The 25,956-nt window shown below is 40.5% G+C and carries 26 protein-coding genes, 2 pseudogenes and 1 riboswitch; of the genes and pseudogenes, 22 read left to right on the top strand and 6 right to left on the bottom strand.

The window, feature by feature from the left end; all coding sequences use genetic code 11:
- The first annotated feature begins 33 nt into the window (after positions 1 to 33).
- A riboswitch (SAM riboswitch) is annotated at positions 34 to 135 on the top strand.
- A 96-nt stretch (positions 136 to 231) separates the two neighbouring features.
- From L0M13_RS16310 to L0M13_RS16300, 3 genes are all read left to right on the top strand, one after another.
- Entirely contained in the window at positions 232 to 978 is a 747-nt protein-coding gene (locus tag L0M13_RS16310) for a cyclase family protein (protein WP_235197486.1), read from the top strand.
- A 149-nt stretch (positions 979 to 1,127) separates the two neighbouring features.
- A complete protein-coding gene (locus L0M13_RS16305) occupies positions 1,128 to 1,361 on the top strand; it encodes a hypothetical protein (protein WP_235197485.1) in 234 nt (77 codons plus the stop codon).
- A gap of 28 nt (positions 1,362 to 1,389) precedes the next feature.
- Positions 1,390 to 1,737, top strand: a complete 348-nt coding sequence (locus L0M13_RS16300; RefSeq protein WP_235197484.1) for a hypothetical protein — start codon at positions 1,390 to 1,392, stop codon at positions 1,735 to 1,737.
- A gap of 50 nt (positions 1,738 to 1,787) precedes the next feature.
- Here the strand turns inward: L0M13_RS16300 and L0M13_RS16295 are convergent, their stop codons facing one another.
- Complete coding sequence (locus tag L0M13_RS16295; RefSeq protein WP_235197483.1) at positions 1,788 to 2,234, bottom strand: hypothetical protein; 447 nt, start codon at positions 2,232 to 2,234, stop codon at positions 1,788 to 1,790.
- A gap of 206 nt (positions 2,235 to 2,440) precedes the next feature.
- Between L0M13_RS16295 and L0M13_RS16290 the strand changes: the two genes are divergently transcribed.
- From L0M13_RS16290 to L0M13_RS16280, 3 genes are all read left to right on the top strand, one after another.
- Complete coding sequence (locus L0M13_RS16290) at positions 2,441 to 2,920, top strand: DUF2975 domain-containing protein (RefSeq protein WP_235197482.1); 480 nt, start codon at positions 2,441 to 2,443, stop codon at positions 2,918 to 2,920.
- Positions 2,921 to 2,929: 9 nt separating this feature from the next.
- A complete protein-coding gene (locus tag L0M13_RS16285; RefSeq protein ID WP_235197481.1) occupies positions 2,930 to 3,151 on the top strand; it encodes a helix-turn-helix domain-containing protein in 222 nt (73 codons plus the stop codon).
- A gap of 314 nt (positions 3,152 to 3,465) precedes the next feature.
- Complete coding sequence (locus L0M13_RS16280) at positions 3,466 to 4,152, top strand: FusB/FusC family EF-G-binding protein (RefSeq protein ID WP_235197480.1); 687 nt, start codon at positions 3,466 to 3,468, stop codon at positions 4,150 to 4,152.
- 366 nt (positions 4,153 to 4,518) lie between these two features.
- Here the strand turns inward: L0M13_RS16280 and L0M13_RS16275 are convergent, their stop codons facing one another.
- A complete protein-coding gene (locus tag L0M13_RS16275) occupies positions 4,519 to 4,905 on the bottom strand; it encodes a hypothetical protein (protein ID WP_235197479.1) in 387 nt (128 codons plus the stop codon).
- Between the two features lie 147 nt (positions 4,906 to 5,052).
- Between L0M13_RS16275 and L0M13_RS16270 the strand changes: the two genes are divergently transcribed.
- The 4 genes from L0M13_RS16270 (at position 5,053) to L0M13_RS16255 (ending at position 9,597) form a co-directional block, all read left to right on the top strand.
- On the top strand, positions 5,053 to 5,613 hold the full coding sequence (locus L0M13_RS16270) for an HU family DNA-binding protein (protein WP_235197478.1): 561 nt from the start codon (positions 5,053 to 5,055) through the stop codon (positions 5,611 to 5,613).
- Between the two features lie 457 nt (positions 5,614 to 6,070).
- Complete coding sequence (locus tag L0M13_RS16265; protein WP_235197477.1) at positions 6,071 to 7,129, top strand: DNA cytosine methyltransferase; 1,059 nt, start codon at positions 6,071 to 6,073, stop codon at positions 7,127 to 7,129.
- A 23-nt stretch (positions 7,130 to 7,152) separates the two neighbouring features.
- A complete protein-coding gene (locus L0M13_RS16260) occupies positions 7,153 to 8,553 on the top strand; it encodes a protein NO VEIN domain-containing protein (RefSeq protein WP_235197476.1) in 1,401 nt (466 codons plus the stop codon).
- 24 nt (positions 8,554 to 8,577) lie between these two features.
- A complete protein-coding gene (locus L0M13_RS16255) occupies positions 8,578 to 9,597 on the top strand; it encodes a DNA cytosine methyltransferase (protein WP_235197475.1) in 1,020 nt (339 codons plus the stop codon).
- Between the two features lie 127 nt (positions 9,598 to 9,724).
- Here the strand turns inward: L0M13_RS16255 and L0M13_RS16250 are convergent, their stop codons facing one another.
- The 3 genes from L0M13_RS16250 to L0M13_RS16240 all read right to left on the bottom strand — a co-directional run bounded on the left by L0M13_RS16250 (position 9,725) and on the right by L0M13_RS16240 (position 13,399).
- Positions 9,725 to 9,982 carry a hypothetical protein gene (locus L0M13_RS16250; RefSeq protein ID WP_235197474.1) on the bottom strand — a complete coding sequence of 86 codons (258 nt, stop codon included), beginning with the start codon at positions 9,980 to 9,982 and terminating at the stop codon, positions 9,725 to 9,727.
- An 88-nt stretch (positions 9,983 to 10,070) separates the two neighbouring features.
- On the bottom strand, positions 10,071 to 11,666 hold the full coding sequence (locus L0M13_RS16245; RefSeq protein WP_235197473.1) for a DUF2357 domain-containing protein: 1,596 nt from the start codon (positions 11,664 to 11,666) through the stop codon (positions 10,071 to 10,073).
- Positions 11,663 to 13,399: an McrB family protein gene (locus tag L0M13_RS16240; RefSeq protein WP_235197472.1), complete on the bottom strand. Its 1,737-nt coding sequence runs from the start codon at positions 13,397 to 13,399 to the stop codon at positions 11,663 to 11,665. The genes L0M13_RS16245 and L0M13_RS16240 overlap by 4 nt, the downstream gene beginning before the upstream one ends.
- Before the next feature lie 371 nt (positions 13,400 to 13,770).
- Between L0M13_RS16240 and L0M13_RS16235 the strand changes: the two genes are divergently transcribed.
- From L0M13_RS16235 to L0M13_RS16200, 8 genes and pseudogenes are all read left to right on the top strand, one after another.
- Positions 13,771 to 14,097 (top strand): nucleoside triphosphate pyrophosphohydrolase, encoded by a 327-nt coding sequence (locus L0M13_RS16235; protein WP_235197471.1) that lies wholly within the window; start codon positions 13,771 to 13,773, stop codon positions 14,095 to 14,097.
- Positions 14,090 to 16,519 (top strand): DEAD/DEAH box helicase family protein, encoded by a 2,430-nt coding sequence (locus L0M13_RS16230; RefSeq protein ID WP_235197470.1) that lies wholly within the window; start codon positions 14,090 to 14,092, stop codon positions 16,517 to 16,519. The genes L0M13_RS16235 and L0M13_RS16230 overlap by 8 nt, the downstream gene beginning before the upstream one ends.
- Before the next feature lie 74 nt (positions 16,520 to 16,593).
- Positions 16,594 to 17,040, top strand: coding sequence for a DUF4357 domain-containing protein (locus L0M13_RS16225; protein WP_235197469.1), 447 nt, complete (start codon positions 16,594 to 16,596; stop codon positions 17,038 to 17,040).
- Positions 17,041 to 17,230: 190 nt separating this feature from the next.
- Positions 17,231 to 18,043: an EVE domain-containing protein gene (locus tag L0M13_RS16220; protein ID WP_311195585.1), complete on the top strand. Its 813-nt coding sequence runs from the start codon at positions 17,231 to 17,233 to the stop codon at positions 18,041 to 18,043.
- Positions 18,022 to 18,867 (top strand): annotated as a pseudogene (locus L0M13_RS16215) (AAA family ATPase); the annotation flags it as partial. The gene L0M13_RS16220 and the pseudogene L0M13_RS16215, both read left to right, overlap by 22 nt.
- Positions 18,860 to 19,606: a 5-methylcytosine restriction system specificity protein McrC gene (locus L0M13_RS16210; RefSeq protein ID WP_235197468.1), complete on the top strand. Its 747-nt coding sequence runs from the start codon at positions 18,860 to 18,862 to the stop codon at positions 19,604 to 19,606. The pseudogene L0M13_RS16215 and the gene L0M13_RS16210, both read left to right, overlap by 8 nt.
- 37 nt (positions 19,607 to 19,643) lie before the next feature.
- Positions 19,644 to 19,892 carry an McrC family protein gene (locus tag L0M13_RS16205; RefSeq protein ID WP_235197467.1) on the top strand — a complete coding sequence of 83 codons (249 nt, stop codon included), beginning with the start codon at positions 19,644 to 19,646 and terminating at the stop codon, positions 19,890 to 19,892.
- 371 nt (positions 19,893 to 20,263) lie between these two features.
- On the top strand, positions 20,264 to 21,265 hold the full coding sequence (locus L0M13_RS16200; protein WP_235197466.1) for a DNA/RNA non-specific endonuclease: 1,002 nt from the start codon (positions 20,264 to 20,266) through the stop codon (positions 21,263 to 21,265).
- Between the two features lie 127 nt (positions 21,266 to 21,392).
- Here L0M13_RS16200 and L0M13_RS16195 read toward each other — a convergent pair whose 3' ends face one another.
- Complete coding sequence (locus L0M13_RS16195; protein ID WP_235197465.1) at positions 21,393 to 22,331, bottom strand: Gfo/Idh/MocA family protein; 939 nt, start codon at positions 22,329 to 22,331, stop codon at positions 21,393 to 21,395.
- A 189-nt stretch (positions 22,332 to 22,520) separates the two neighbouring features.
- Between L0M13_RS16195 and L0M13_RS16190 the strand changes: the two genes are divergently transcribed.
- The 4 genes and pseudogenes from L0M13_RS16190 to L0M13_RS16175 all read left to right on the top strand — a co-directional run bounded on the left by L0M13_RS16190 (position 22,521) and on the right by L0M13_RS16175 (position 25,891).
- A complete protein-coding gene (locus L0M13_RS16190; RefSeq protein ID WP_235197464.1) occupies positions 22,521 to 22,832 on the top strand; it encodes a PTS sugar transporter subunit IIB in 312 nt (103 codons plus the stop codon).
- Positions 22,833 to 22,851: 19 nt separating this feature from the next.
- Positions 22,852 to 24,137: pseudogene (celB, locus tag L0M13_RS16185) on the top strand (PTS cellobiose transporter subunit IIC).
- Between the two features lie 39 nt (positions 24,138 to 24,176).
- Entirely contained in the window at positions 24,177 to 24,482 is a 306-nt protein-coding gene (locus L0M13_RS16180; RefSeq protein ID WP_235197463.1) for a PTS sugar transporter subunit IIA, read from the top strand.
- Between the two features lie 20 nt (positions 24,483 to 24,502).
- Positions 24,503 to 25,891, top strand: coding sequence for a glycoside hydrolase family 1 protein (locus L0M13_RS16175; protein WP_235197462.1), 1,389 nt, complete (start codon positions 24,503 to 24,505; stop codon positions 25,889 to 25,891).
- The last annotated feature ends 65 nt before the right edge of the window (positions 25,892 to 25,956 follow it).

Here is a 25,956-nt window from a genome sequence, read left to right as displayed (position 1 = left end):
TGTAGGATTATGGATAACTAATTGAATATAACTTTCTTATCAAGAGAGGTGGAGGGATTTGGCCCTTTGAAGCCTCAGCAACAGACTGCAAAGTACTGTGCTAATTCCAAAAGCGTTTGAGCTTGAAGATAAGAAGAGAACGTTGACTTTCATCTGCCAAACCCTCTTCTTAATCCAGGAAGAGGGTTTTTAGTTGCCCTCTATCCACAAACCCCCAAGGAGGAATTTGCCATGCCCATCAAAACATTTGAAACGATCGAAGCCATCAATTTACTGAAACAGAAGACCTGGGTCGACTTGACGCATGCGTTCGGCCCCGACTCGCCGCATTTCTCGGCATTTGACGATGCGAAATTCGATACCTTGTTCAACCACGACGACGGATTCTTTGCCCAACGCTTTACATTTCCCGGGCAATACGGAACCCATCTCGACGCGCCGATCCATTTCGTACGCAATGCCCGCTATCTTCACGAACTGGGGCTGAAGGAACTCGTTCTTCCGCTCGTCGTCATTGACAAATCGAAAGAAGCGGAAGCAGACCCTGACTTAACGTTAGGGATTGACGGCATTACAGCGTTCGAAGCGGAATACGGCAAAATCGAAGCCGACACCTTCGTCGCGCTGCGCACCGATTGGAGCAAACGCTGGCCGGACAAGGAAGCCTTCGACAACAAAGACGAAGAAGGCAATAGCCATGCACCCGGCTGGTCGGTCGAAGCATTGAAATTCCTTTTTGAAGAACGGGGCGTGCGGGCAGTCGGACATGAGACCTTCGACACCGATTCCGCCATCGACTACCGCAGAAACGGCGCGCTCCTCGGCGAGTATTATGTACTCGACCAAGACACCTATCAAGTCGAGCTGCTTGCAAATCTCGATCAGCTGCCGGCAAAAGGGGCCGTAATTTTCAACATCGTCCCGAAAGCGGACAAGGCTTCCGGCTTCCCGGTGCGGTCGTTTGCGATATTGCCGTAAGAAATGAACGGATAGCCGATGCATCCTTTAAGTGGGCATCGGCTTTTTCTATCCACCTTTTTCTGCAGCGCTTACATCCGCTATACAGTTGCGCTATAATGGGCTTACTCCATAGAGCTTTCACGGAGAAAACGAAAAGGGGTGACGGGATGGGAAACAAGAGCCACGGCTTGAAGCACGGCTGGACGTTTATTGCACATAAATCCTACAAGATCTATTCAAATGCCAATACCTATGTCGTCATTGATTACGAAAACGACGTCGTCCTGCAATTTACCGTAACGGACGCCGAGCTGGAAATCATCACCGCCAACTGGGGGCTCAATTTCAAAATCATTCTTGGCTTCAAGACCATCAAGATTTTGGACTACCCGGAGGAGTGATCCTAAAAAAACAGCAAAGGATGAGAAGATGCACCCGGAAATTGCTGAAATTTTAACAGACTGGACCCGCAAAATAAATGAAGATGAATTTTACTTGGCCCGTTCCTTCGACCGGCTTATTGAAAAGAAGAGCAGCAGCGATGCTTTCGATTTCATTCCCGACATGATTCACGCCATTCTTTTGACGGACGATGATTTTATCGCATCGCAGCTGGTGTTCTATCTGAACTGCCTGTACGGAAAAGCGGATACGACGGAGATTCATCCGGTGTTTCAAGAAACAAGAAGAGAACTCGAGCAGCATCTTATCCGTTTAGACGGCGATGATGCCCGAAACGAATATAAGGATTTGAAAAGAGACCTGCGTTTAACTTAAGAAACCAAAAAGCGCCTGACAGTCCGCTGTCAGGCGTTTCTTTTTGGGTGTTAGTCATAAATCGACAGTTTCCCGGCATATTGCGCGCTTCCCCGGTCGGTCCTGAGGTTCACTTCGATCAAGTAATCGCCTATTTCGTCCGGCAATGTGAACATGATGTCCTCGACTTCGACTGTTGTTTCTTCTCCGTCATGCCACAGCGTGACGCTTAAACTTTGAAGGTCAAAATCTCCATGCTCAAAGAGTAAATCGACCCTTTCTCCCGCCACTAAGCGCATTTCCGGCTGCTTATCGGCAAACGCCGAAAAGTCCTTCACTTCTTTATTGATCCGTTTATTTTCCGGTCCCAGCCAATCGATGTTCGCTTCCGCAAGTCTATCCCATTCGACCGGCGCACTGCCAGAAAGAGTGATGCCTGGCGGCGTAAAATCGTAGTTCTCTCCGATGCAGCCGGCCAAACAAATGAGCAGCATCATGCCAATTGCCAATCGTTTCATCCCACACCCCGATTCTTCACGTTCTTCTTAGTAAACTGGACCGCTTCCCCCCATAAAAGTTTCCCTTAACGGAATCATGCATTTAGCGCTGAACAGAGAAAGTGCAATTCCATCAAATAAAATACGTTAAACGACAATTATTTATTGATTTACGATAAATAATGTGCTAAATTCAATCTAACAACAAACAAGCGAGGTGCTTTTTCATGAAACGGGAAACAATCTTTTTAAAGCTGGTAATCGTCCTGATGGCGCTGCCGGCAATTGCCATCTGCATTTTTGTGGTGCCGCCGATGTCGAATTTTGTCGGCGAGATCTTGCCGAAGTGGAACTTCCTGCAATATGTCTTCATGCTGGCGCTTTACGGTTCGGCACTGGCGTATTTCACGGCGCTCTACCAAACGCTCAAGCTTCTGGGGTATATTGATAAAGGCATCGCCTTTTCGGAACTGTCGGTAAAGGCGCTGAAGAACATTAAATATTGTGCACTTGCTATTACGGTGCTGTTCGTCCTGAACTTGCCGATCATCCTGTACACGGCGGAAGTCGATGACGCACCGGGCCTTGGTGGCCTCGGGATGATCATCACGTTCGGAGCAATTGTCATCGCGGTTTTTGCGGCCGTGCTCCAAAAGCTGCTGCAGAATGCCATTGATATCAAATCTGAAAACGATTTAACTGTGTGAGGTGCAACTATGGCGATTATCATCAATATTGACGTAATGCTGGCCAAACGGAAAATGAGTGTGACCGAACTGTCGGAACGGGTGGGCATCACAATGGCCAACCTGTCGATCCTGAAAAACGGCAAAGCGAAAGCGGTGCGCCTGTCGACACTCGACGCCATCTGCAAGGCGCTGGACTGCCAGCCGGGCGATGTGCTCGAGTACCGGGAAGACGAAAATCTGCAAGGCTAATAAACTTTTGAAAAACAGGACCCACCGAAACCGGCAGGTCCTGTTTTATTTTCAGAAAAACTGGCTCAATGGAAAAACAGGAAATTATGCAGTATGATGGAAGAGCAGGGAAGAGACCTGCTCCAAAGGATGTGATATCAGATGGCAATAAATCGATTGTCAGCGTCAGCAAAAACTCACGTAAAGCCTGGTATGCGGAATGGCGATACTTTATGTGGGGCAAGAAGTACGGTTTAAATCGCCTGCAGATGTGTCATGGCCGATACACGGCTTCCTTATAGCATTCATCCAACAAACCATAAGGAGTGGCTCGAATGATACATGTAAAAGAAACGAACGACAAAATAGGAAACACGAATAGCGGACCGGAAGCATTTATCCGGAACGACCAATACAATTTCATCAAAGACCAGACGAAGATCCTCGTGAACGGACAGGCGACAGGCAACGACGCCGAAGTGCTGAACGTCCTTCGCCACCTGGCGCATGAAAAAGTCTTCAATCTGTTTCCGTCGCTTGACGCCGAACAGAAAGCGGTCTTGAATCCGCTCGCTTCGGTCAAGGAAACCGCAGATGCGGAAATTTTCCTGGAACAACTATCCCCTTATGTCATCCCGTTCAAAAACGTGACCGACCAAGGCTTGAAGAAACTGTTCCCGAAAGCGAAAAAGCTGAAAGGGCCGAAACTCGACACGCTCGATTTCAAGAAACGCTCGTACCTCAGCTGGATTGAAAGCTCGACCCTTATGTACATGGTGCTTGAAAAAGACGGCCGCTTCGAGGCGATCCACGGCAGCTTCACCCGCAGCGCCAAGAAAGGCATTTGCTCGATCTGCAACCGCCACAGTGAAGTCGGCATGTTCACCGCCAAAACGAAAGGGTCCAGCCAGGATAATTTCGTCAAACGCGGCAACTACATCTGCCAAGACAACGAGGTCTGCAACAGCAACATCAATACATTGGAGCGCCTGCACGAATTCGTCGAGCGCCTTCAGAAATAGAAAAATGAAAAACGGCTTTCCAGGAGACTGGAGAGCCGTTTTTTTATGTAGATTACCCTTTCTTCCACGAATAGGGCTTTTTTGACCAATTATAGAGACTTAAAAACAAAAACAGAATGATACAAGAGGCGGCCAGAATACTTAAATTTTCGCCCCACTGGATCTCGCTGTCTGAGAAAAATTGCTTAATCGTTAAAACGAGAAAGAAAATCACCGGAAAAGAAAAATATGACAACTGATTTTTTTTCATCTTTCTAACCTCTTTTCAAGAATGCGGCGAACTGCATTGAATTAGCTAAAGAAGATTACGCTCCTTCTTGCTAGTTAATAATCTGATTTCACCTATATTTTTCCATAACGAACTGGTTAACGCAAGCAACAGCTTAAATAACCATCCGAATAGTCGTCAATCGCTTCAATTGCGAGTTTAATGGATTTCAGCCGCCGTTCCAAAAGCGTCTTTTGCGGACTGCCGTCTTTCGATTTGGCATAGGACCTTTCAATGGGAGGAAGGAGGCCGGACAGAACTTCTTGGGATTCCCTGATCTCCTGCGGACTGCAATCGAAAGGCTGTTTATGCCAAACGTTTTCAAGAATCGCTAAACCAATCTTTAAAGCGTTTAGCCGCTTTTCGAGCAAGGTCGTATTGGATCTTTTTTCGGTCATCTGCGCCAAAGCTGTTTCGCATTTGCGGATGGTGGATTCGAAAGAGCGGATTGATTCAGTTTGTTGGGCCGGGGTGGTCGACTCCATCTAGTAAAACCTCCTGTCATTCGGAATAGGTCTTTCTGTTATTCTACTAGGAGAAATCCAAACAGCCAAACACATGACAGGAAAATGTATAATAGAAGATAATCGAAACGAAGGCAAAAGGCGTCTTCTCATATAGGGGGAAATCGGATGAATAAAAAAGAACTCGTTCAAGCCATTTCAAATAAAAGCAAAATCTCAAAAGACCAGGCAGCGAAAGTCCTGAACGAAATCACTTCCCGCATCACTGAAGCATTAGCAAAAGGCGATGAAGTGAAGATCAACGACTTCGGCATTTTCCAGCTGGCGGAGAAAAAAGAGCGGAAAGGGCGCAATCCGCAGACCGGCGAAGAAATCACCATCGCGGCATCGAAAGCACCGCAATTTAAAGCAGCGAAAGTGCTGAAAGATATACTCAATGAAAAAAGCTTCATCGAGAAATTTGTCTCAACCGGAAAACTCAACGAAGAAGAAGCAAGCGTCCTTACGTATGTTTTCGAAGAAAGCCGGAAAGCGAAAGAAGCGGGCGAAGATGCAAAAGAAGGCAAGCTCATAGAAGTAAAAGAAATCGCAGAAAAGCTCGGCATGGAATACCCGGAAGCGGAAATGATTGCGAGCCGATTGATCGGGAAGAAAATCCTGAATACAAAAGTGTTCACGAGCCAAATTGAAGAAGTGTTTTTAAGAGGGAATTACCGGAAGTATTTGTGAAGAGCTTTACTTTGATAATGAGTCTAAAAATATAAAAATTAGGTGGAGTTGTTAGATTAAAATTATTATTATCGGCCTTGTGGAGTGAATGAAGTATTTACTCTCCAGTAACTTTTTATTATAAAGTCATTGGGTTAAATAGCAGAATGATTTTCCTCTAGAGATTAGTGACCACTGGCATACTTATATATGCAAGAAATGATAACGATAGTACAATAGACAATCAAACCGCTAAAGTTGAACTAACTGATTAAATTACTTTTAAAGTAAATTGCTAATTTGCTTTCTGAAGAAGGAATTAATTGAAATAGGTTTAATAATAGAAACTTACGTTCTTAAATTTATCGAAAATCATGCTATAATGATGTTTATAGTTCATAGTAGATTTTTGTGATACAAAAAGTGAAAAATGAAAAAATATTTTATAAAGATTTCTTAATAACTAGGATGTGAAAAGATGAATATAATAGATATTTTTAGCGGATGTGGCGGATTATCTTATGGATTCGAAATGGCCGATTTTAATGTTCTTCTAGGGATTGATAATGATAAAGCGGCATTGAAATCGTTTGTTGCGAATCATAAAAATAGCAATTCTATGTTGACAGATATAACTCAAGTTACAAAACTAGAGATTTCAGAAGCAATTAACTACAAAGAAATAGACGTTATTGTAGGAGGCCCACCTTGTCAAGGGATGTCTCTTTCAGGCCCAAGACAATTTCATGATCCAAGAAATTCTTTATACCTTTCATTTATTAATGCTGTTAATGAATTCAGACCAAAAGCATTTGTGATTGAAAATGTTCCGGGATTAGTAAGTTTATTTGGTGGAAGAATCAAAGAAAGTATTTTGGCGGAATTTGAAACGATGGGCTATACAGTAAAAGTTGAGATACTGCTAGCTTCTGATTTCGGAGTACCGCAAAATAGAAAACGGGTGTTCTTTGTAGGTTTTAGAAAGGATTTGGGGATTGAATACTCATTTCCAAACCCCACTACACTGTTTGAACATGAGAAAATTACTGCTGAAGAAGCAACTTCAGATTTGCCTTTGCTAGAAGACTTCAATCATCTAGGAGAAGAAATTCAAGATTATTTAAGTCCTCCACAAAATAATTACCAAGAAATTATGAGGAAAAAAAGCAAGCAAATAACTAATCATATTGCTACAAACCATAGTGAGCAAACTCGATCAATAATTGCACTAGTGCCAGAAGGTGAGAACTATAAAAGTCTACCAGAGCATTTGCGAAGTACTCGGAAATTTAACGTAGCTTGGACAAGATACCATAGTAAAAAACCAACTCCTACTATTGATACCGGGCACAGACATCACTTTCATTACAGTATGAATAGAGTACCAACAGTTAGAGAAAATGCACGTTTTCAATCTTTTCCAGATGACTTTGTCTTCTTAGGAAATAGAACAGAACAGTACAGACAGGTAGGCAATGCCGTTCCTCCTTTACTGGCTTTCGAAATAGCAAAATCAATTAAGCAAGCACTTTCCTAAACAATGATTGGAGAGATTTATTGATGCCGCATTTATATACTGTGCCAGACCAATATTTTTTTGCACTTCATCATCCTAGACCCAGGTTCAAAAATGATATAGAAAATGTGTTGTTTTACTTTTCTAATGAGATAGTAAGCATTGGAAGACGAGAAAAGTCCGAGTTTAAAGAAGCTTTTAATGCATCTATAAGGAGATTTCCCGGAAATGCAGGAAAAAGTAAAAAAACTGTAGATAATTGGCGAACTGAAATCGATGCCTTATTTGGATTTATAAAATATGAAGATAATTTTGCAAATCCGACAAAAAATGCAATCGATTTAGCAAATGAGCAAGATTTGATTAAATTTTTTAAAGTCTTCTCCTATAGATTCCAGTATCCTAATGGTTCTTTGAAATCTCATTACATAAAAGAAATAGTAGAGAATTCAATAAAATTTAGACCAGGACCTTATATAGTGAAATTATTATCGTATGCAGAGAAATTTACAAAGCAAAGATGTGGCATTAGTAAAGCTGAAGTGGCACACTGTATATTTAATGATCTAAGAGTTACAAGAAATGGTAGGTCTATTGAAGATACTTGGTCATTAATAGCTAGAAATAAAGAAGATAAAGATTTGAATTATGATTTAAAAGGTGATGTTATTCGATATGCAGGAGACATCCTGGATTATTTAGAACATGCTCAGATATTAAATAGAAAAATGAATAACCTATACTACCTTAATCATAATGAAGACTTAGCTATAGAAAGATTCTTGACAACCGACGATTTTTTTGAAGGTTACAGTTCAGTCACAGGTGATAGTATACTCAAGGATATCAGTGATTTAGAAAATGAATGGATAGACTATTTTAATAGTGAACTTCCTGATGAATACTTTGAAACAGACGTTATAGCCTTGTATTCGGATAGTTCAGAAGAAGACTATAATGATTTAAAAGAACATCTGACAAAAGTATTGGAAGACGGCGAACAACCGGAAATCAGAATTGGTGATTTTGGAGAAGGATTAGTGGTAAATCATGAAAAGGTATATTTGAGTCAAAATGGAAGGGAAGATTTAATGCATTTAGTTAAGTTGATACCTTCGCATTTTGCAGTAGGTTATGATGTCTCTTCTCGTGATCTGCAAGCCACTAGCAAACTAATTGAGGTTAAAACAACAGCAAGCCAAAATGCCTTAACTTTTTCAAGATTCCACCTTACGCCTAATGAGTGGAGTACAGCTGAATCTTTCGGCGATAAATATTTTGTTTATAGATTATTGGTGAGTCCTAAAAACATAAAACTGCATATTCTTAGAGATCCGGTAGGTTTATATAAAAGTAATAATTTAAAAATATCCATTAGAGATGGAGTAGATATTATTTTCGACCCTAAAATATGTGGGGAAGAATTCCCTCTCCTAATCAATTAATGTTATTATGAAAGGATTTGGATTATGTTCAAAGTAGTTTCTTTGTTCTCTGGTTGTGGTGGAGGAGACGTTGGCCTACATGGAGGGTTTAATTTTTTAGATAACTATTATTCTCCTTTGCAATTTGAAACGATATTTGCGAATGAAATCAATCAGAAAATAGCTAATATTTTTGAAAAAAATATAGGCATCAAACCTGATGTAAGAGATATAAGAGAAGTTTCAAATGAAGATGTCCCTTCTCATGATCTGTTGGTCGGTGGTTTTCCATGTGTGTCTTTTTCGATCGTTGCGCAAAATCCTCCGAGATTAGGTATAGAGAATGACATTAGTGGCAAACTTTTTTTTGAAATGATTCGAATTTTAAAGGATAAGCAACCCAAAGCTTTTATCGCCGAAAATGTTAAAGGTCTTCTTTCAGCTAATAAAGGGCAAGCTATCCAACTGATTCTTTCAGAGTTTGAAAAAGCAGGTTATAATGTGAAATATAGATTATTGAATTCAGCTGACTTTGGAGTTCCGCAAAAAAGAGAACGTGTATTTATTGTAGGGATAAGAAAAGACATAGACCAAGAATATACTTTTCCAGAACCTAAGTATTTTTCAAAGGAATCATTATTCACCCCGAAATATCGTTCTTTGAAAGAAGTAATATTTGATGAAAAAGACATTCCAGATAAGTATTATTTTAGCGAGAGGGCTGTCGAAGGATTGATGAGGGCTAAAAAACAGATGAATAAGGGGAGAGCACAAGATATTAACAATCCTTGCAACACTGTAGGTGCTCATTTAGCTAAAGTGAGTCTTAATAGCACTGATCCAGTTTTAAAGATAGACGAAAAATATCGTAGATTTATGCCAAGAGAAGTAGCTCGAATACAATCATTTCCTGATAGTTTCGAACTGTTAGAGTCGGAGTCTACCCAATACATTGCATTAGGCAACGCCATACCACCGGTACTGATGTGGAACGTGGCAGAGTCATTGTTGACATTACTTAATAATGAAGTAAAAAAAGAATACATTCCTATAGAAATTTGTTGAATTCATTGTCAGTGTTAAAATACTAAATTATTACAATTCGAATTGCACAACAGATTCAAAAATTAAAAAATTTAATTAAGAAGGTAGCGTTACTACCTTCTTAAATAAATTTTTAAGCTAATATAATTTAATCTCTTTCGAATAATTGAGACATTCTTCCACTAAATCCCGGGTAAACATAAAGAGATTTGTAATATCGTATCTCATCATATTTTTTTAAAATTTGAATATCATTCTCGTAAATATAAAGTACACCGTCCTTTACATTTACTTCTCCTGCAGAGTCATAATCTAAAATTATAATATTGCTGCAATTTTCTTTCTTCAGTTTATTAATCCACTTAGGAGTATCAATATTTACTCCTAAAATTACATTAGCCTTCATGTTGCAATCCCCCAAACGAATTTATATGAAATAATAAAGAGTTGGAACATAAATTACTAGATAAGGATTCTTGTGGTAAAATCGGATACTAATAAATGGACATATCCAAATCACGTGTTAGTAAAACTCCAGGTAAATCGATTTTTTTGTAAATTCCCTTAACCTCGAAATTTTTTTGTAGGAAAATAGCTTTTAAGAAACTAAAGTAATTAGGGAAAAGTGTTTCTATAATATATTCTGACAAGAAGAAATCATTGTTCGGCTTTAACATTATACATCCCATATTCCATTTAGAATGAAAAACTTTATTATGCACTTCTAATCGAGATGAGTAAGTTGGAGTAACTATATATGATTCTGATACAGCTTTGCTACGATCATTGGTAACAACAATTCCATCTCTATATTTATGTAATTCTGCAAGTGCGCCGTCCAGATTTTCACTAATTCTGTATTTAGAGTCTAGTACAATTACTTTATCGTTTTTGACAAAGGAAATATCTGGGATCAAGGTTGTGGTATAGGTTCTAAAAGAAACGCCTCCTTTATCAAAGTGCTTTTGATAATACATTTTATATCCATTATTTAAATTTACACAACTTTTTTCACCATGCACAATGTCAAAACATTCTTCCTTAACGTTATAAGAAATAGGTATAGTAAAATTGCCAGGAATTTTATTGTGTCTCTCTAAAATGTTTACTACTTTTAAAAAAGTCCAGATTTCATATAATTTGTATGTTTTAGAAAGAGGGAGAGAAAGCAGATTGAAATTTACTGGATTCACTCTAAATGAAATTTGTTTCATTTTTTTGTAAAAATCATAAATTAGGGAATAGTTGCGGTTAAATTTAATTTTCATTGTTTTTCGAAAATTAAAATCAGTAGTTTTTAAAGATTTCAAGTGAGACCGATTTAAATATTGCAGTAACTGTTGTTCCATTTTTTTTGCTTTTATATATTTATGTTTTTTATATACAGTAGTACACAAAGAGATTAAATCATTTAAAATGTTGTAAATTACTAAGTTTTCGAATATATCATATGATTTATTGTTTACTTTTGTTTTAAAAAAAGTCGGTGTTGTATCACTGATATTGAAACACTTTTCGCTATTTCTTGAAATCCAATTTATTGCACTAGCATCTAATTTATCAGTTCTATAAATAGGGAACGTTTTCGGAGATTTCTCTCGAGTCTTCATAGGATTTTCGCATATATCTTTTATACTCGGCAGAAGTTCTTCGAAAAAATTTTGTAAAAAAATAAACATACTTTCTTGTGCTGTGAATTGATCAAGATCTATTGTATTTTTAAATTTATTCAATTCAACATTCTCATCGTCTATAGTAAGGCTTAGATTATGGCAATTAACTACATCTGTCATCATCTGAATATAGTCTTCGTATATTATTTTTCTGTTATCTGAATGTATCAGCATATCAAAAGTTTTATATTTTTTATTTTGTTTTAACAAAGTCACTTTCGATTGACCAGTTTTAAAAGGAACTATAATTTTATATACATTTGGTCTTTTTTTGTCTAACTCAATATTTAATCCGGATGCTTGCAAAGTATATTCTTTGTTGACTCTCACTATATAGGATTTTCCTTCTATTAGTAATAAGTTGTCAATAGAATCCCAATTATTATTTGTGTTCAGAAACTCCATATCTTTAATCACCATATTGCACTACTGGATTCTAAGATTTCAATCATCTCGTTCAACTTTGAATTAGTTTTGGGATAGGAGCTTGCTTGAATAATACTTTCAATATTTTTTAAAACCTCTAAAGTAACAATCTCAATTTTAATTTTAGGGATCACTTTTTCTAGTAAGGTATTATCTATCAAGTCTTTAGTAGGAAAATAAGAGCTTAACTTTACATAATTATAATCTAACTTTTCAATCATCTCTTTAACTAGACGATAACCAAACTGCATATTTTCTTTTGCCAATTCAGAATTAACAGTAGCTAAAAAGTTTAAATCTGTAATTATTTTCAATTCTTTTCTATTTGTGTTGCAATATTCATTTAAATATTGGTTGATATTAACATTGTTCATTTCAACTTTAAATGCTCTATCCCAAACTTTATCACTTATTCTCTCGGTTGTTTCGTCTTCATTTATCGTTCCTACAATATACACGTTTTGGGGAATAGGCAATTCACTTATATAAAAATTGTTCAGTATAATTGGTTCATTTGACTCTACAGCACTTAAGTAATCAGAAAAATAATACTCAACATGGGCTAGATTCATTTCGTCTAGACAAATAAAGTAATTTTTATCTGGATTAAACCTAGCTTGAAGAAGAGTCTTTAAAAACTCGGAAATCTCGTATTTTTTTTCTAAAGCATTATAATATCCAAAAAGAGCCTTTTCGTCTTCCCAGTCCGGTCGGACACTAATTAATTTAAAGTAAGGATTATTATCTATTGTAGTATTATTGTAGACTGCATTAGCATATTGTTTAATGAGGTTCGTTTTTCCAGTTCCAGACACTCCGGAAATAATTAAAAAATGTTTGTCTGGTAGGCAGTTTAAACTGATATGAAAATTTGCAATTAAATCTACATCATAGATTTGATCGGGGTTAGAATTAAACCATGATAGTATGTGATTTAAATCCATATTTGGCGTTAAAGTACTAGTTACTTTAGGAAGATCTATGTATTCATAATAAGCGTCTTTAGTAGCGGACGTAACATCATTAATTTCGAAAAAAGATTCGCATGAAATTATTCTTATTAAAGTATCTTGTAAGTCTTGAGGTAGATTAAGAAAATCTAAGTTAATTTGCTTATTATTATCAGAATAATAAACAAATTTACTATAGCTAAATAGATTCAACATTTCTCTCAATGTTCTCGATCCTATAGTTATCGTGTTACTTATTTTAGATGGCAAAGTACCGCCACTACTGCGGTAATCTTTTATATCATTCCAAAATTCCAAGCTATCATACTTCAAGTCTAAGTATACATCAGGGTTACTAAATATAAATTTACTAATTTCATCCAGAGTTAGATAGGGAATACTAGTAGGCTTAGATAGAAACTTTATATATAATAACTTCAAAATGGTTCGAACCGGAACTAATTTGATATCGAAACCTTTAGCATTAGGACCCTGGGTTGAACAAAAGTTAGGATATTGAAATTTTTCAATAAAATTAAACAGGGCTATATCTGTATTCCCCATCAGTACTTCTTCACATATTTGAGTTGATTGGTTATGATGATCTTTTAAGTGTAAATAACTTAGCAATTCAGTGAATTTGTTTCTTTCGGTCGTGTTACTAGGAGAATAGCTTGCATAATTAGTTTTTAAAATATTTGAGTATTTCGTGATGTTGGTTCTAAAATCAGATTCTGATCTTAAGTTATGTGTAAAAGTATAACTATATGTCATAATAATCCATCCTTTCTTATGTGCAAAATGTACCATATAATGAATTCTTATTCAATTTAGAATTTCTTAAAACATTTTTAGAAGAATAAAGAGCTGGCCTTCTTTAAATGCGAATTAGAATAAACACTTTTCAACAATGTCTATCACCCAATAGAATGGCAGTGCAGTAGATAGAGTAATAACTTCTATAGACGATTAATTTAAAATTAATTTAAATCCAACTTTCCAAAGCGTGAATTTCCCGTTGCTCTGATTGTAATGACAGTAATAAGGAGATCTAAATTTCTTATAATACTAAAATACTTTCTATTCTTTGAAAATTTTTCTCTTATATAATGAAAAAAGAGAAGTCAGCTAAAAGGAGACTCACTATGCCAATCCATAATAAACTAGTCCGAGACTACATCCCGGAAATCATACAGAAAACAAATAAAGAATTTTCAACACGTATTTTGTCGAAAGAAGAATATGAAATAGAACTAAAAAAGAAATTATCGGAAGAACTTATCGAGTATGTAGAAGCGAGTAGCGATGAAGAAGCGGTCGAAGAGTTGGCAGATATTCTAGAAATACTACACTCTGCTGTAAAACTTCACGGTTCGTCTTTTGAAGAGCTGGAAGAAGTTCGTAAGAAAAAAGCAGAAAAGCGCGGAGGATTCGAGAAGCGTATTTTCCTTATTGAGGTCGAAAATGACTAAGCTGGAACTCGTCACGTCTCAATTACTTTCTCGCTTGGAGAGATTATCTGAAGAGGCAGTCGAGATTAACTGGGTGACGGCATTCGCTATGAATTCGGGTGTTAAAAAGATTATTCCATTTTTGAAGCAAGCTGCTGACAGGGGAGTACCGATTAAACTATTGGTAGGCGATTATTTATTTGTTACGCAGCCGGATGCGCTGCAAATGATTCTGGAAGAGTTACCTTCAGCGGAAGTACGTATCTGGAAAAGTGGGGGTACTTCGTTTCATCCGAAATCGTATTTGTTTCGGGGGAAAGGGGTGTCTCATTTAATCGTAGGTTCTTCTAACTTATCTTCTTCCGCTCTGACTATAGGAGTTGAGTGGAGCTTAATTGCGCCCACTTCTGTCGATGCGGAAGTGTTTGAGGAAGCCACGACACAATTTCTTACCAGCTTTTACGCGGATCAAACGATTCCTTTAAATCCGGAGACGCTTGATGAATATCGCTCCTTACATAAAAAAGCGAATATAAAAAATCCAATCAGTCCAGTGTGGTCGGAAGCGGAAGAAGTGGAAATGACGGTTGGACCAAGCCTCCCACAAGAACCGGAAATTGCTGAAACTTCTGTTTCCTATGAAGTGGACATTACGCCTAGGCCTGCACAACAAGAGGCTTTAGCTGCTTTAGACAATGTAATGGCTGAAGACTATAGTCGGGCAATGGTCATTCTTGCAACGGGGCTTGGCAAAACCTATTTAGCTGCATTTTTTGCGGAAAGATTTAAGCGAGTGTTATTTGTTGCGCACCGGGAAGAAATTCTGATTCAGGCGGAAGCATCGTTCAAACATGTTCACCCGAACCGTTCGCGTGCTTTTTACAATGCATCCGAGAAAAAAATAGAAGCCGATTTTATCTTTGCTGCCATTTATACATTGGGCAGTGATTACCATTTGAATCGGTTCGAAGAAGATGCTTTCGATCTAATCGTTGTGGACGAATTTCATCATGCGGCTGCCCCTACATACGAGCGATTATTAAACCATTTTGAACCCGAATTTTTATTAGGAATTACGGCGACACCGGACCGGATGGACAATAAGGATGTATACGCCCTATGTGACGGCAACGTTGCTATCTCAATACACTTTTTAGACGCGATCGAACGGAACTGGCTAGCCCCTTTTCATTATTACGGTGTCTACGACGACACAGATTATTCGGCAATCCCTTGGCGCGGCACTCGTTATGACGAAGAAGAGCTGTTACGGATTCAACTGCGCGAAGATTTTGCAGAGAAAATTTTTGATGAATGGATACGATATAAACAAACGAGAACGCTTGTTTTCTGTTCTTCAGTCAAACAAGCGGTTTATATGAATCGTTTCTTTCAGCAAAAAGGAGTGCGATCAATCGCACTTAACGGAGGATCACATTCGAGTGAAAGAAGGACTGCACGAACTAAATTAGAAACCGGAGAACTGGAAATGATCTTCACAGTGGATCTGTTTAATGAAGGTGTAGATATTCCAAAAGTGGATACGCTTCTTTTTATACGCCCGACCGAATCATTGGCGGTTTATACGCAACAAATAGGGCGAGGTCTTCGAATTGCGGAAGGGAAATCGCATTGTGTCATCATCGATTTTATCGGGAATTATCGCAATGCGGATTTGAAAATGGCTGTTTTTGGCAAGCAAGAAAAGACTGTGGGCAATAAAGCCATCGGACCGCTTGTGCCAGCCGTATGTGAGTTCAATTTGGATCTGCAAGTGATTAATCTTTTGGAAGAAATGAGGAAGAAGAGAGCTCCACGAAAAGAATCCGTTGTCATCGCTTATAACGAATTGAAGAAAGAGCTGGGCAGACGCCCAACTTATTTAGAGTTCCATCTTCAGGCGAACATCGATTCCAAAATCGTGAAACAAGAATTCGGAAGTTACATTGGCATGCTGGCATATGCAGATGAGCTGAATGAGGAAGAGAAAGAACTATGGCTAAAGTTCAAACATTGGTTTACTGAGTTAGAAAAGACAGGGATGACGAAGAGCTATAAAATGGTAGTATTAAGATACATGTTATCGAAAGGGCCAGAACATTGGCTGGATCCTGTGACACCTGAAGAAACAGCGCCGTTCTTTCACGACTATTTAACAGAGAAAGATTACCGGTTAAACACGGATTTTAATGACTCACAAGGCAAAAGATTGCGCCAGTACGATGAGAAGAAAGTCGCTAACCTTATCTCAACGATGCCGATGACCAAATGGAGTGGCAGCGCAATAAATAACTTGATCACTTTTTCAAATAACAAATTTAAAATTCATTTAGATCCTTTGCCAGGTGAAAAAGAGTTCCTCTATAATTGGACGAAAGAAATTACGGACTATCGTCTGCATGCTTATTTTGAAAGAAAAACAAATCTTCTACCGGTTAATTAACAAATAGGTATCTCTTAGAGCCAATCATCTCTATATATCGAGTAAAAGAAAGACAAACTTGAGGAGATGATCAAATGGCGCAGGAAATTTATGTGAAAAAGGTAGTAAATGAAAAGTACGGAGAACTTTATCAATTTTTAAAAGTAGATTTGGAAACCGGAAAAGAGGAAGTGGTTTTCCCTTTTGATATGGCTCAATTCCCGGAGATTGTTCAAGAAGAAGAGCCTGAGCTACTGACCATCCAGTCCAAAAGGGGTGCGGACGCTGTTGGCTACTCAAAAGCTTCGAGCTTTGTCGTGAAACAAGGTTCTAAGTTTGCTGCATCTACTTCGCCAAAGTGTCCGAAGAAGTACATCAAACTGCGAGAAAAGTTGATATTGGATAAAAAACTTGTCCCTCTTCATAATCACTTGCTCGTCATGGAAGATATCGAATTTGATACGCCGATGGCTGCCATGGGAGCAGCAATCGGCGGTTGGGTAAGAGGGCCGCATGATTGGAAAGAAAACAAAGCTAAATAGAGTTGATCTTTAAAAGGCCATCTATTAGATGGTCTTTTTTGTATTTAGTTATAAAAAATTGAATTAATAAATGTAATTATTTTCTAAATAATATGTTAATGTATTTATATTAATACTTCGCGAGCAAAATATAATATCGGAGGAGTTAACCAATTATGACGGAAGAATATTTAAAAACAGCTTTTCAGAAATGGATGGCAAAGCAAAAAAATCAAATGGCACACCATATAAAGAAGGAACGATCATTGCTTATACTAATGCGCTTAAAAATAGCAGCGCTAAATTAAAACTTCAGCAATTGACCCAAACCGACTTATTTTATATAACTTCCGTTGAAAAATTTAAAAAAACGTATCATATCCTAACTTCAGCACCAAATTTTAAAGAAGTGGATATTGCTGCTGGAAACAAAGCCTATTCCAATGCAATGGTTTTATATTCAAGATTTCTGGAAGAGCGAGAAGCACCCTCTATATGGATTTTTCAAGGAAATCCTAAATACTATGATGTAATAAATGCAGTTGAGGATCTTGATCAAATTACATGGTCAGTTAACCAATATAAGCAACAAATCAAAAAAGGCGATAAAGCTTACATTTGGCTTTCCGGTGAAGGAGGAGGCATCGTTGCATATGGTGAAATCCTGGAGAACCCTGAAATACGACAGCCTAATTTAGAAGATCCCTACAGCCAAGACGAAAATTTAAATTCGCAGCCTTATTTAGCGGTGGACATCCGTATCGATCAAAAACTGATTTCATCTAGAGTTGAAAGAGCGATTTTGCGAGCTGATGAGCGTACCAAGAAGATGGAAATACTTACATATCCAGGGGCAACAAATTTTAAAGTGACTAAAGAAGAAGATTTAGTTATTAAAGATATTATTAATGGAAACTATTCGAAGGTCCCTGCAGTTGCTTTGTCTGATAACGAGGATGAAGAAAAAAATCTTCTGTTAAAGAGGATAAGCAGTATCAAATATACACAGAAAAAGATTTTTTAACTGAAGTTTATTTAGATGAGGAAAAGTATAATACGTTAAAAAATCTTCTTCTTAGAAAGAAGAATTTAATTCTTTCAGGTGCTCCTGGGGTTGGAAAGACTTTTGCAGCAGAAAGATTAGCCTACTCTATGATGGGGTTAAAAGACAAGAGCCGAATCCAAGTAGTCCAATTCCATCAAAGCTACAGCTACGAAGATTTCATTATGGGGTATCGTCCAAACGATAGTGGGTTCTTCTTGGCCAAAGGACCATTCTATCAGTTTTGTAAAAAAGCTGAATTGGATTCTCGTCCTCATTTTTTCATTATAGATGAAATCAATAGAGGCAATTCAAGCAAGATTTTTGGTGAATTGCTGATGTTAATCGAGAATGATAAAAGAGGAAATGAATTGCGGCTGCTTTATTCAGATGAACATTTTTCAGTACCGGAAAATGTCTATATCATTGGAATGATGAATACAGCAGATCGCAGTTTAGCAATGATTGACTATGCTCTCCGGCGTCGCTTTGCTTTCTTTGAATTTGAACCTGCTTTTGAGACAGCAGGCTTTAAAAAGTATCAAGAGAGTGTAGGAAATATGAAATTCGGACATCTTATTGATACAGTCATCGCAATGAACAGTATTATTGCAGACGATGCTTCCTTAGGCACCGGTTTCCGAATTGGGCATAGCTATTTTTCTTCAACCGCTGATATTACAGATGAGTGGTTATCGGAAATTGTGGAATACGAATTGCTTCCTTTAATCAATGAATATTGGTTTGACGAGCCTTCGCAGATGGAGTATTGGAGCAGTAAGCTGAGAGGTTCCATCCGTGATTAGACTTAAAAATATTTATCATATGCTTTCTTATGCATACCGGATTTTAAATGAAGAAGGATATAAAAGCATTGCAGGTGAAGAATTTGAAAATATTCATGATTTGATGGCCACTATTCTTGTAAAAGGAGTTTCCAGTCAGTGCAAACGGGGGTTGCATAAAGATTATATCCAACGTACGGAAATAACCGGCAGTTTAAAAGGGAAAATCGATGTCTCGAATTCAATCAAAGGCAATACGCTTATTAGAAGGAGCATGGTGTGCCATGTCGATAATTTTTCGGAGAATATTCTATTGAATCAAATCATAAAGTCTACTATGGTTCTCCTGATTCGAAATAAGAATGTGAAAATTGGGATTCGTAAGGAACTGAAGAGCTTGATTCTTTTCTTTGAAAACGTTGATTTGGTTGAGCCGCAATCAATTAATTGGAGTGCGGTTTCCTTTCATCGGAATAATGCGACTTATAAGCTCTTGATTAATATTTGTCAACTTGTAATTAAAGGAATGCTGATGACCACTGAAAGTGGAGAACTCAAAATGAAGCAGTTCATTGATGATCAACAAATGCATCAATTGTATGAACGCTTCTTATTGAACTACTACAAGAAGGAGTTCCCCGAGTATTCAGCAAGTGCCTCATATATTGACTGGAATGTCGATAATGGCATAACCGAATTTCTGCCTGCAATGAAAACGGATATTACTTTATCGCAAGGCGGGGAAAACATTAATTGTTGATGCGAAGTATTATGGGAATACGATGCAGACTCATACAATGTTCAACAGCAAAAAGCTGATTTCAAGTAATCTCTATCAAATTTATACTTATGTAAAGAATAAGGATCGAGATGGAAGCGGCGATGTCAGTGGCTTATTACTATATGCAAAAACCGATGAAGAAATTACCCCTAATAATGATTACCAGATTGACGGCAACCGAATCGTAGTCAGAACTGTGGATTTAGGAGCGGAATGGCCGGAGATTGTTGCACAGCTTAACGAAATTCCTTTATTATTGGATTAAATTTGTATTATGCAGGAGTAGATTCACTAACCCTATGCCTTTTCAACAGACATTTCATTTCGCGAGGTTGTAAAATCGCAACTGCGAATTAAAATGTCTTTTTATATTGGTATAATTTCAATTGCAGAAAATGCAGCTATTGCCAAAAGAATTATTGCTTATATTAAGAAGTAGAATTTTCATGTCAGTTCTTGTGGAATTAGTTAGATGAAATATTAGGAAAGACAGGTTCGTTGGAGGGAAATGTTGGATATTAAGATTGCTATCCTCCAATTAATGTTATAATAAAAGGTGAATTTTAGCGAAAAAGATAAATAGATAACATAAAAGAAGTAAGCCGCTGATTTAAATTATTATAGGAGCGTCATGAAATGAAAAAGAAAATGAACTATTTGATCTTACTTTTAATGGCCGTCTTCCTGGTCGGTTGTACCGATATAGAAGATGCCGCATCTATTGAAAAGGTAGAAACTGATGTGGAGGAAGTAAGCACGGTTGAAGAAGAAAAAAGCAGCGAAGAAGTGATTCCTGAAGTCGCCGAAGAACCGGCTGCTGAAGAAGAACCGGCTACTGAAGTTGTTGAAGAACCCGCAGTAGAAGAAACGCCGGCAGAACCCGCGAACGACCTGTTCGCTGGATACACACTGATTGAAGTGGACGGCGGCGATTTGTCCGGACATCGTGAAGCAAATGTCGTGGTCGACATTGGTTTTGGAGACCGGGAATACTGGGCATTCACCAATGAACACGGGCAGCTTGTTCGAGTTGTAGCTAGTGAAATCATTCTTCAAGACGATAATACTGAACCAGTAACTTCGGCAGGCAGATATTACCCGGACGAGGCGAAGGTGCCTGGTGTTGAAAGTGCTGCGTTAGACGAAGGGCATGTCATTGCGGATTCGCTTGGCGGCGTATCGAATGCCTACAACATCACGCCGCAGGAAAGTACACTGAACCGCTACGGTGACCAGGCTTATATGGAAGATGTCATCCGTAAAGCTGGAGGTGCTTCGGATTTTGAAGCGGTCATCACCTATCCGGATACGGAAACGCAGATTCCTTCAAGTTACCAATACACGTATACAGTCAACGGCAACAAAGTCGTAGATAACTACGACAACGTGAACCCGGATGAAGTGAACAAATCCCTCGGCTTAACGGGCGGCGAAGCTGCTGAATCTGCGGAAGCTGAAACCGAAAGTGCGCCAGCTCCAGCAACCGGTGGCGACGTTTCGACAGTCGACACAGACGGCAATGGCCAAGTGACGATCAAAGAAGCAAAAGCGGCCGGCTTCGGTATGCCGATCATGAGCGACCATTGGTTGTACCCGTATATGCGGGATAACGACAATGACGGCATGGTGGGAGAATAAATTAAATAAGATTAAGGCATGTAACCAGGCGGTCTGCAAAGACGCCTGGTTATTTTTTTGCACAAAAACGCTCTCCTGAATGAAATTTCCGGAGAGCGTTTCTATTTGAACAAATTTTATTCAGCTCTTACATCAACAACCGAACCGTCTCCCTCGAAATCGCATGCGTATTAACCGGAGACTCAATATTTCCGTTCTCCACACACCGGATAAACTCCGCGAGTTCGTAGTACATCGTGTCAAATTCGTGCGGAACGGACAGGTCTTCGGTCCGGCCGTCGCGGTATTTCAAGGTGATGCGTTTTGGGTCGCTGATACGGTCGATTTCGATCGTGCCGTCTTCGCCTTGGATTTCGCTTGGCAGCGCGGAATCGGAAATCTTCGAATAGGTGACGACCGCTTCTTTGTCTCCGTAGTTCAGGATCATGCTGCCTTGGCCGTCGGCGCCTGTCGACAGCCGGTAATCGTTTCGGAGGAACGACTCCGGTGCGCCGGCCAGGTGGACGACCGGCGCGATGCCGTAGACGCCAAGGTCCATGCGGGCGCCGTTGCCGAGTTCCGGCTTAAAGGAATTTTCGATGATGCCTTGCTTGTAATTGTCGTAGCGCGACGAGTATTGGTTGTAATGGAAGAAAAAGCGGCGGATCGGTCCGATCTTGCCGAGCTGTTCCTTCATGTTCAGGAACGACGGCGTCACGGTGGATTTCATGGCTTCCATGAATGTCGCATTGTGCTTCTGCGACGCTTCGATGATGCGGTCCATTTCTTCGACCGTCGTCACCGCGGGTTTTTCGCACAGGACGTGGATGCCGTGCTCCATCGCAAGGATGCTTTGTTCGGCGTGCAGGGAATTGGGTGAAGCGATATAAACCGCTTCGATGTCGCCGCTTGAAAACATTTCAGCAAGGTCCGTGTAGACGGAATCGACGCCGTATTTTTCCGCAAATGTGCGCCCCGTTTCTTCCTTGCGGGAATAGACGGCGCTGAGTGTAAAGCTCGGGTGCTGCGCGGCCGCTTTCAGGAAGCGGTCCGTGATCCAGTTCGTGCCGATGATGCCAAATTTCATAGATCTTCCTCCTCGGGTAAAAGATGGGCTTTTCCTATCTTCTATTCTAGCTTACATTTAGAGCAGTGAGCATTTACTCTTTTCCTCCATGAGGCGGAAAATAAATGGGTGTAGTTGTAAGCGGTTTCAGAATAAACTGAATTTGTAATCAAACATTTCAGAAAACTAAGGGGAAAAGGGGTTAACGACATGAAAAAGATTTTATTGGCGTGTTCAGCGGGGATGTCGACAAGTCTACTCGTAGCAAAAATGGAGGAAGCCGCAAAAAGCAGGGGCCTGGAGGTATCGATCTGGGCAGTTTCTCAGGACAAGGCGAACGCGGATATGGAAAAGGCAGACGTGCTGTTGATCGGTCCGCAAATGCGCTTCCTGAAAAAGAAATTCGAAAAAACAGCAGGCGAAGTCGGCATTCCGCTTGAAGTCATCGATTCGATGGCATACGGCCGGCTGGACGGTGAAGCGGTCTTGAACCGGGCACTCGATTTGATCGGAAACCACTAAAAGGGACGGGGGAAAGAAAATGGAGAACAGTAAATTCATGCAGTTTCTGGAAAGAGTCTTATTGCCGCTTGCGGATGCATTGAACAACAACCGGTATTTAACGGCTCTGCGCGACGGCTTCATGGTCGCTTTGCCATTGATCATCTTTGGATCGATTTTCGTGGTTATCGCGAACTTGCCGTTCCTCGACAAGCTCATCAGCCCGGAAGCCTATACTGCGTACCAAAATGCGCTTGGTCCGGCATCAGCTGCGACGCTCAGTATCATGGGGATGTTCGTCATCATCGGCATCGGCTATAAGCTGACCGCCTATTACAAGGAAGAAGCCATTTACGGCGGCGTTGTAGCATTGGCGGCATTCCTTATTCTAACGCCTCAGGTGCTGGAAGAAACGACCGGCGTCATTCCGACGGCAAGCCTTGGTGCACAAGGCATGTTTCTCGGGATCTTCACCGCTTTCGTCTCGGCGGAACTGAACCGCTTCTTCATCCAGCGCGGCTGGACAATCAAAATGCCGGCGGGTGTACCGGCAGCCGTATCGAAATCATTCAGTGCGTTAATTCCGATTACGTTGACGCTTTCTGTGTTCTTATTAATCCGCGTGCTGTTCAGCTTCACTTCATTTGAAACGATGCAGAACTTCATCTTTACGATCATCCAGCAGCCGCTGACGATTCTTGAAGCGGGCTTCCGGCAACGATTGCGATTGTGTTATTGACGCAAGTGTTCTGGTTCTTCGGCCTTCACGGGCAAATCATCATCAACTCGGTATTCGATCCGATCTGGTTTGCATTGAATGACCAGAACTTGACCGCTTTCCAGTCAGGGGAAGCACTTCCGAATATCGTTACGAAACAATTTATCGACTCGTTCCTCGTTGGAATGGGCGGTACGGGAATGACGCTTGCCGTCATTGCCTTGATCTTCGCCATCGGGAAAAGCCGGCAGCTTAAAGAGCTCGGAAAACTCGGTGCGCCGGCAGGTCTCTTTAACGTAAACGAACCGATCATCTTCGGTTTGCCGATCATCATGAATCCACTGATCATCATCCCGTGGATGCTTGCACCGGTAGCCGTTACCATCATCACCTATTACTCGATGTCGCTCGGCCTTGTGCCGAAACCGGCAGGCATCATCGTACCATGGACGACACCGCCGATCATCAACGGATTCTTGGCAACAGGGAATGCTTGGCAGGGCGGAATGCTGCAGGCCGTCAACATGATGGTCGTCATGCTTATCTGGTGGCCGTTCCTGCGCATTTTGGATAAAGATTATTACGAAACCGAGCGCGAAAATGCCTGATCGGTTTTCAGGAAAACTACTATTTAGAGGTGACCGTATATGGACAAAATCACAGAAATAGCATTTCAGATCATCTTGAACGCTGGCAACGGAAAATCCAGCGCCATGGAAGCGATCCAGGCTGCCAAAGCCAACGATTTCGAAGAGGCGGACAGACTGCTCGCTGCAGCAGGGGAAGAGTTGGGGAAAGCCCATCGTTACCAGACCCAATTGCTGCAAAAAGAGGCCAGCGGAGAGGAAAACACCATTACGGTCATGCTGATCCATTCGCAGGATCATTTGATGACATCGATGACAGTACGCGATTTGGCAGTTGAAATCGTGGAGATCTACCGCAATAAGTAAAGGCAATTGGAGGTTTTGGAATGGCTGTACAGTATAAATTCCCGGAAGGTTTCTGGTGGGGAAGCGCCACATCCGCAACGCAGATCGAAGGCGCGGCAAATGAAGGCGGAAAAGGAAAGAACATTTGGGATCACTGGTATGAAACGGAGCCGCATCGCTTTTTTGACGGCGTCGGCCCGGAATCGACCTCGGATTTCTACCATACCTACAAAGAGGATATCGGACTGATGAAAGAAATCGGCCACAATACGTTCCGGCTGTCGATTTCCTGGTCCCGCCTCATCCCAGGCGGACGCGGTATGGTAAATCCGGAAGCGGTCACTTTCTATAATCAGGTGATTGATGAATTGATCGCGCAAAAAATTGAACCGTTCATCACCTTGTACCATTTCGATATGCCGCTCGAGATGCAGCAGGAAGGCGGCTGGGAAAACCGGGCAGTGATCAAAGCTTACGCGAAATACGCGGAAGAATGCTTTCGTCTGTTTGGCGACCGGGTGAAGAAATGGTTCACGTTCAATGAGCCGATCGTGCCGGTTGAAGGCGGCTACCTGTACGATTTCCATTATCCGAACGTCGTCGATGCGAGGCGCGCAGTGCAAGTGGCGTATCATACGATGATCGCGCATGCGACAGCGGTCGGCGTGTTCCGTGCCGCCAAAATCGAAGCAGGGCAGATCGGCATCATCCTGAATTTGACGCCTTCTTATCCGCGGAGCCAAAATCCGGCAGACTTGAGGGCATCGAATATTGCGGATCTGTTCTTTAACCGCAGTTTCCTGGATCCCGCCGTGCTCGGCGAATATCCGGCGGAACTGATTGAATTGCTCCGTGAACACGGCCAGCTTCCTGCGGTCGAACCGGGGGATGCAAAATTGCTGAAATCCGGCATCGTCGATCTTCTCGGCGTCAATTACTACCAGCCGAGACGCGTGAAGGCAAAAGAACATCTGCCAAATCCATATGGGCCGTTCATGCCGGACTGGTTTTTCGACAATTACGAAATGCCCGGCCGCAAGATGAACCCGTACCGCGGCTGGGAAATCTACGAAAAAGGAATTTACGACATCATGGTCAATCTTCGCGACAACTACGGCAACATCCCGTCGTATATCGCGGAAAACGGTATGGGCGTGGAGAATGAATCGCGGTTTATTGAAAACGGGGAAATCCAGGACGATTACCGCATCGAATTCATCAGCGGGCATTTGAAATGGCTGCACCGGGCGACAGAAGAAGGCTGCAACGTGAAAGGCTATCATTTATGGTCGTTCATGGACAATTGGTCCTGGATGAATGCTTATAAAAACCGCTACGGCTTCTTTTCAGTGGACCTGGAAACAAAAGAGCGGACACCGAAAAAAAGTGCGCATTGGATCAAGGCAGTTTCTGAGAACAATGGATTTTGATCGACGGGATTGAAAGAGCGGAAGCGCTGAATGGCAAAACGTTCAGGGGTTTCGCCCCTTTTCCC

Origin of the sequence: Planococcus sp. 107-1 (assembly GCF_021513255.1) — a bacterium.
Classification (GTDB): Bacteria; Bacillota; Bacilli; order Bacillales_A; family Planococcaceae; genus Planococcus.
Note: the sequence above shows the minus strand (reverse complement) of the source record. Positions and strands in the feature narration are given on the sequence as shown.

Excerpts from the sequence above, each read along its gene's own strand:
- L0M13_RS16285 (WP_235197481.1), top strand. The coding sequence starts at position 2,930 with ATGGCGATTATCATCAATATTGACGTAATGCTGGCCAAACGGAAAATG.
- L0M13_RS16260 (WP_235197476.1), top strand. The coding sequence starts at position 7,153 with ATGCCGCATTTATATACTGTGCCAGACCAATATTTTTTTGCACTTCAT.
- L0M13_RS16250 (WP_235197474.1), bottom strand. The coding sequence starts at position 9,982 with ATGAAGGCTAATGTAATTTTAGGAGTAAATATTGATACTCCTAAGTGG.
- L0M13_RS16175 (WP_235197462.1), top strand. The coding sequence starts at position 24,503 with ATGGCTGTACAGTATAAATTCCCGGAAGGTTTCTGGTGGGGAAGCGCC.
- L0M13_RS16180 (WP_235197463.1), top strand. The coding sequence starts at position 24,177 with ATGGACAAAATCACAGAAATAGCATTTCAGATCATCTTGAACGCTGGC.
- L0M13_RS16225 (WP_235197469.1), top strand. The coding sequence starts at position 16,594 with ATGGCGCAGGAAATTTATGTGAAAAAGGTAGTAAATGAAAAGTACGGA.
- L0M13_RS16300 (WP_235197484.1), top strand. The coding sequence starts at position 1,390 with ATGCACCCGGAAATTGCTGAAATTTTAACAGACTGGACCCGCAAAATA.
- L0M13_RS16240 (WP_235197472.1), bottom strand. The coding sequence starts at position 13,399 with ATGACATATAGTTATACTTTTACACATAACTTAAGATCAGAATCTGAT.
- L0M13_RS16265 (WP_235197477.1), top strand. The coding sequence starts at position 6,071 with ATGAATATAATAGATATTTTTAGCGGATGTGGCGGATTATCTTATGGA.
- L0M13_RS16205 (WP_235197467.1), top strand. The coding sequence starts at position 19,644 with ATGTTCAACAGCAAAAAGCTGATTTCAAGTAATCTCTATCAAATTTAT.
- L0M13_RS16295 (WP_235197483.1), bottom strand. The coding sequence starts at position 2,234 with ATGAAACGATTGGCAATTGGCATGATGCTGCTCATTTGTTTGGCCGGC.
- L0M13_RS16305 (WP_235197485.1), top strand. The coding sequence starts at position 1,128 with ATGGGAAACAAGAGCCACGGCTTGAAGCACGGCTGGACGTTTATTGCA.
- L0M13_RS16190 (WP_235197464.1), top strand. The coding sequence starts at position 22,521 with ATGAAAAAGATTTTATTGGCGTGTTCAGCGGGGATGTCGACAAGTCTA.
- L0M13_RS16220 (WP_311195585.1), top strand. The coding sequence starts at position 17,231 with ATGGATGGCAAAGCAAAAAAATCAAATGGCACACCATATAAAGAAGGA.
- L0M13_RS16255 (WP_235197475.1), top strand. The coding sequence starts at position 8,578 with ATGTTCAAAGTAGTTTCTTTGTTCTCTGGTTGTGGTGGAGGAGACGTT.
- L0M13_RS16290 (WP_235197482.1), top strand. The coding sequence starts at position 2,441 with ATGAAACGGGAAACAATCTTTTTAAAGCTGGTAATCGTCCTGATGGCG.
- L0M13_RS16200 (WP_235197466.1), top strand. The coding sequence starts at position 20,264 with ATGAAAAAGAAAATGAACTATTTGATCTTACTTTTAATGGCCGTCTTC.
- L0M13_RS16235 (WP_235197471.1), top strand. The coding sequence starts at position 13,771 with ATGCCAATCCATAATAAACTAGTCCGAGACTACATCCCGGAAATCATA.
- L0M13_RS16275 (WP_235197479.1), bottom strand. The coding sequence starts at position 4,905 with ATGGAGTCGACCACCCCGGCCCAACAAACTGAATCAATCCGCTCTTTC.
- L0M13_RS16270 (WP_235197478.1), top strand. The coding sequence starts at position 5,053 with ATGAATAAAAAAGAACTCGTTCAAGCCATTTCAAATAAAAGCAAAATC.
- L0M13_RS16310 (WP_235197486.1), top strand. The coding sequence starts at position 232 with ATGCCCATCAAAACATTTGAAACGATCGAAGCCATCAATTTACTGAAA.
- L0M13_RS16230 (WP_235197470.1), top strand. The coding sequence starts at position 14,090 with ATGACTAAGCTGGAACTCGTCACGTCTCAATTACTTTCTCGCTTGGAG.
- L0M13_RS16280 (WP_235197480.1), top strand. The coding sequence starts at position 3,466 with ATGATACATGTAAAAGAAACGAACGACAAAATAGGAAACACGAATAGC.
- L0M13_RS16195 (WP_235197465.1), bottom strand. The coding sequence starts at position 22,331 with ATGAAATTTGGCATCATCGGCACGAACTGGATCACGGACCGCTTCCTG.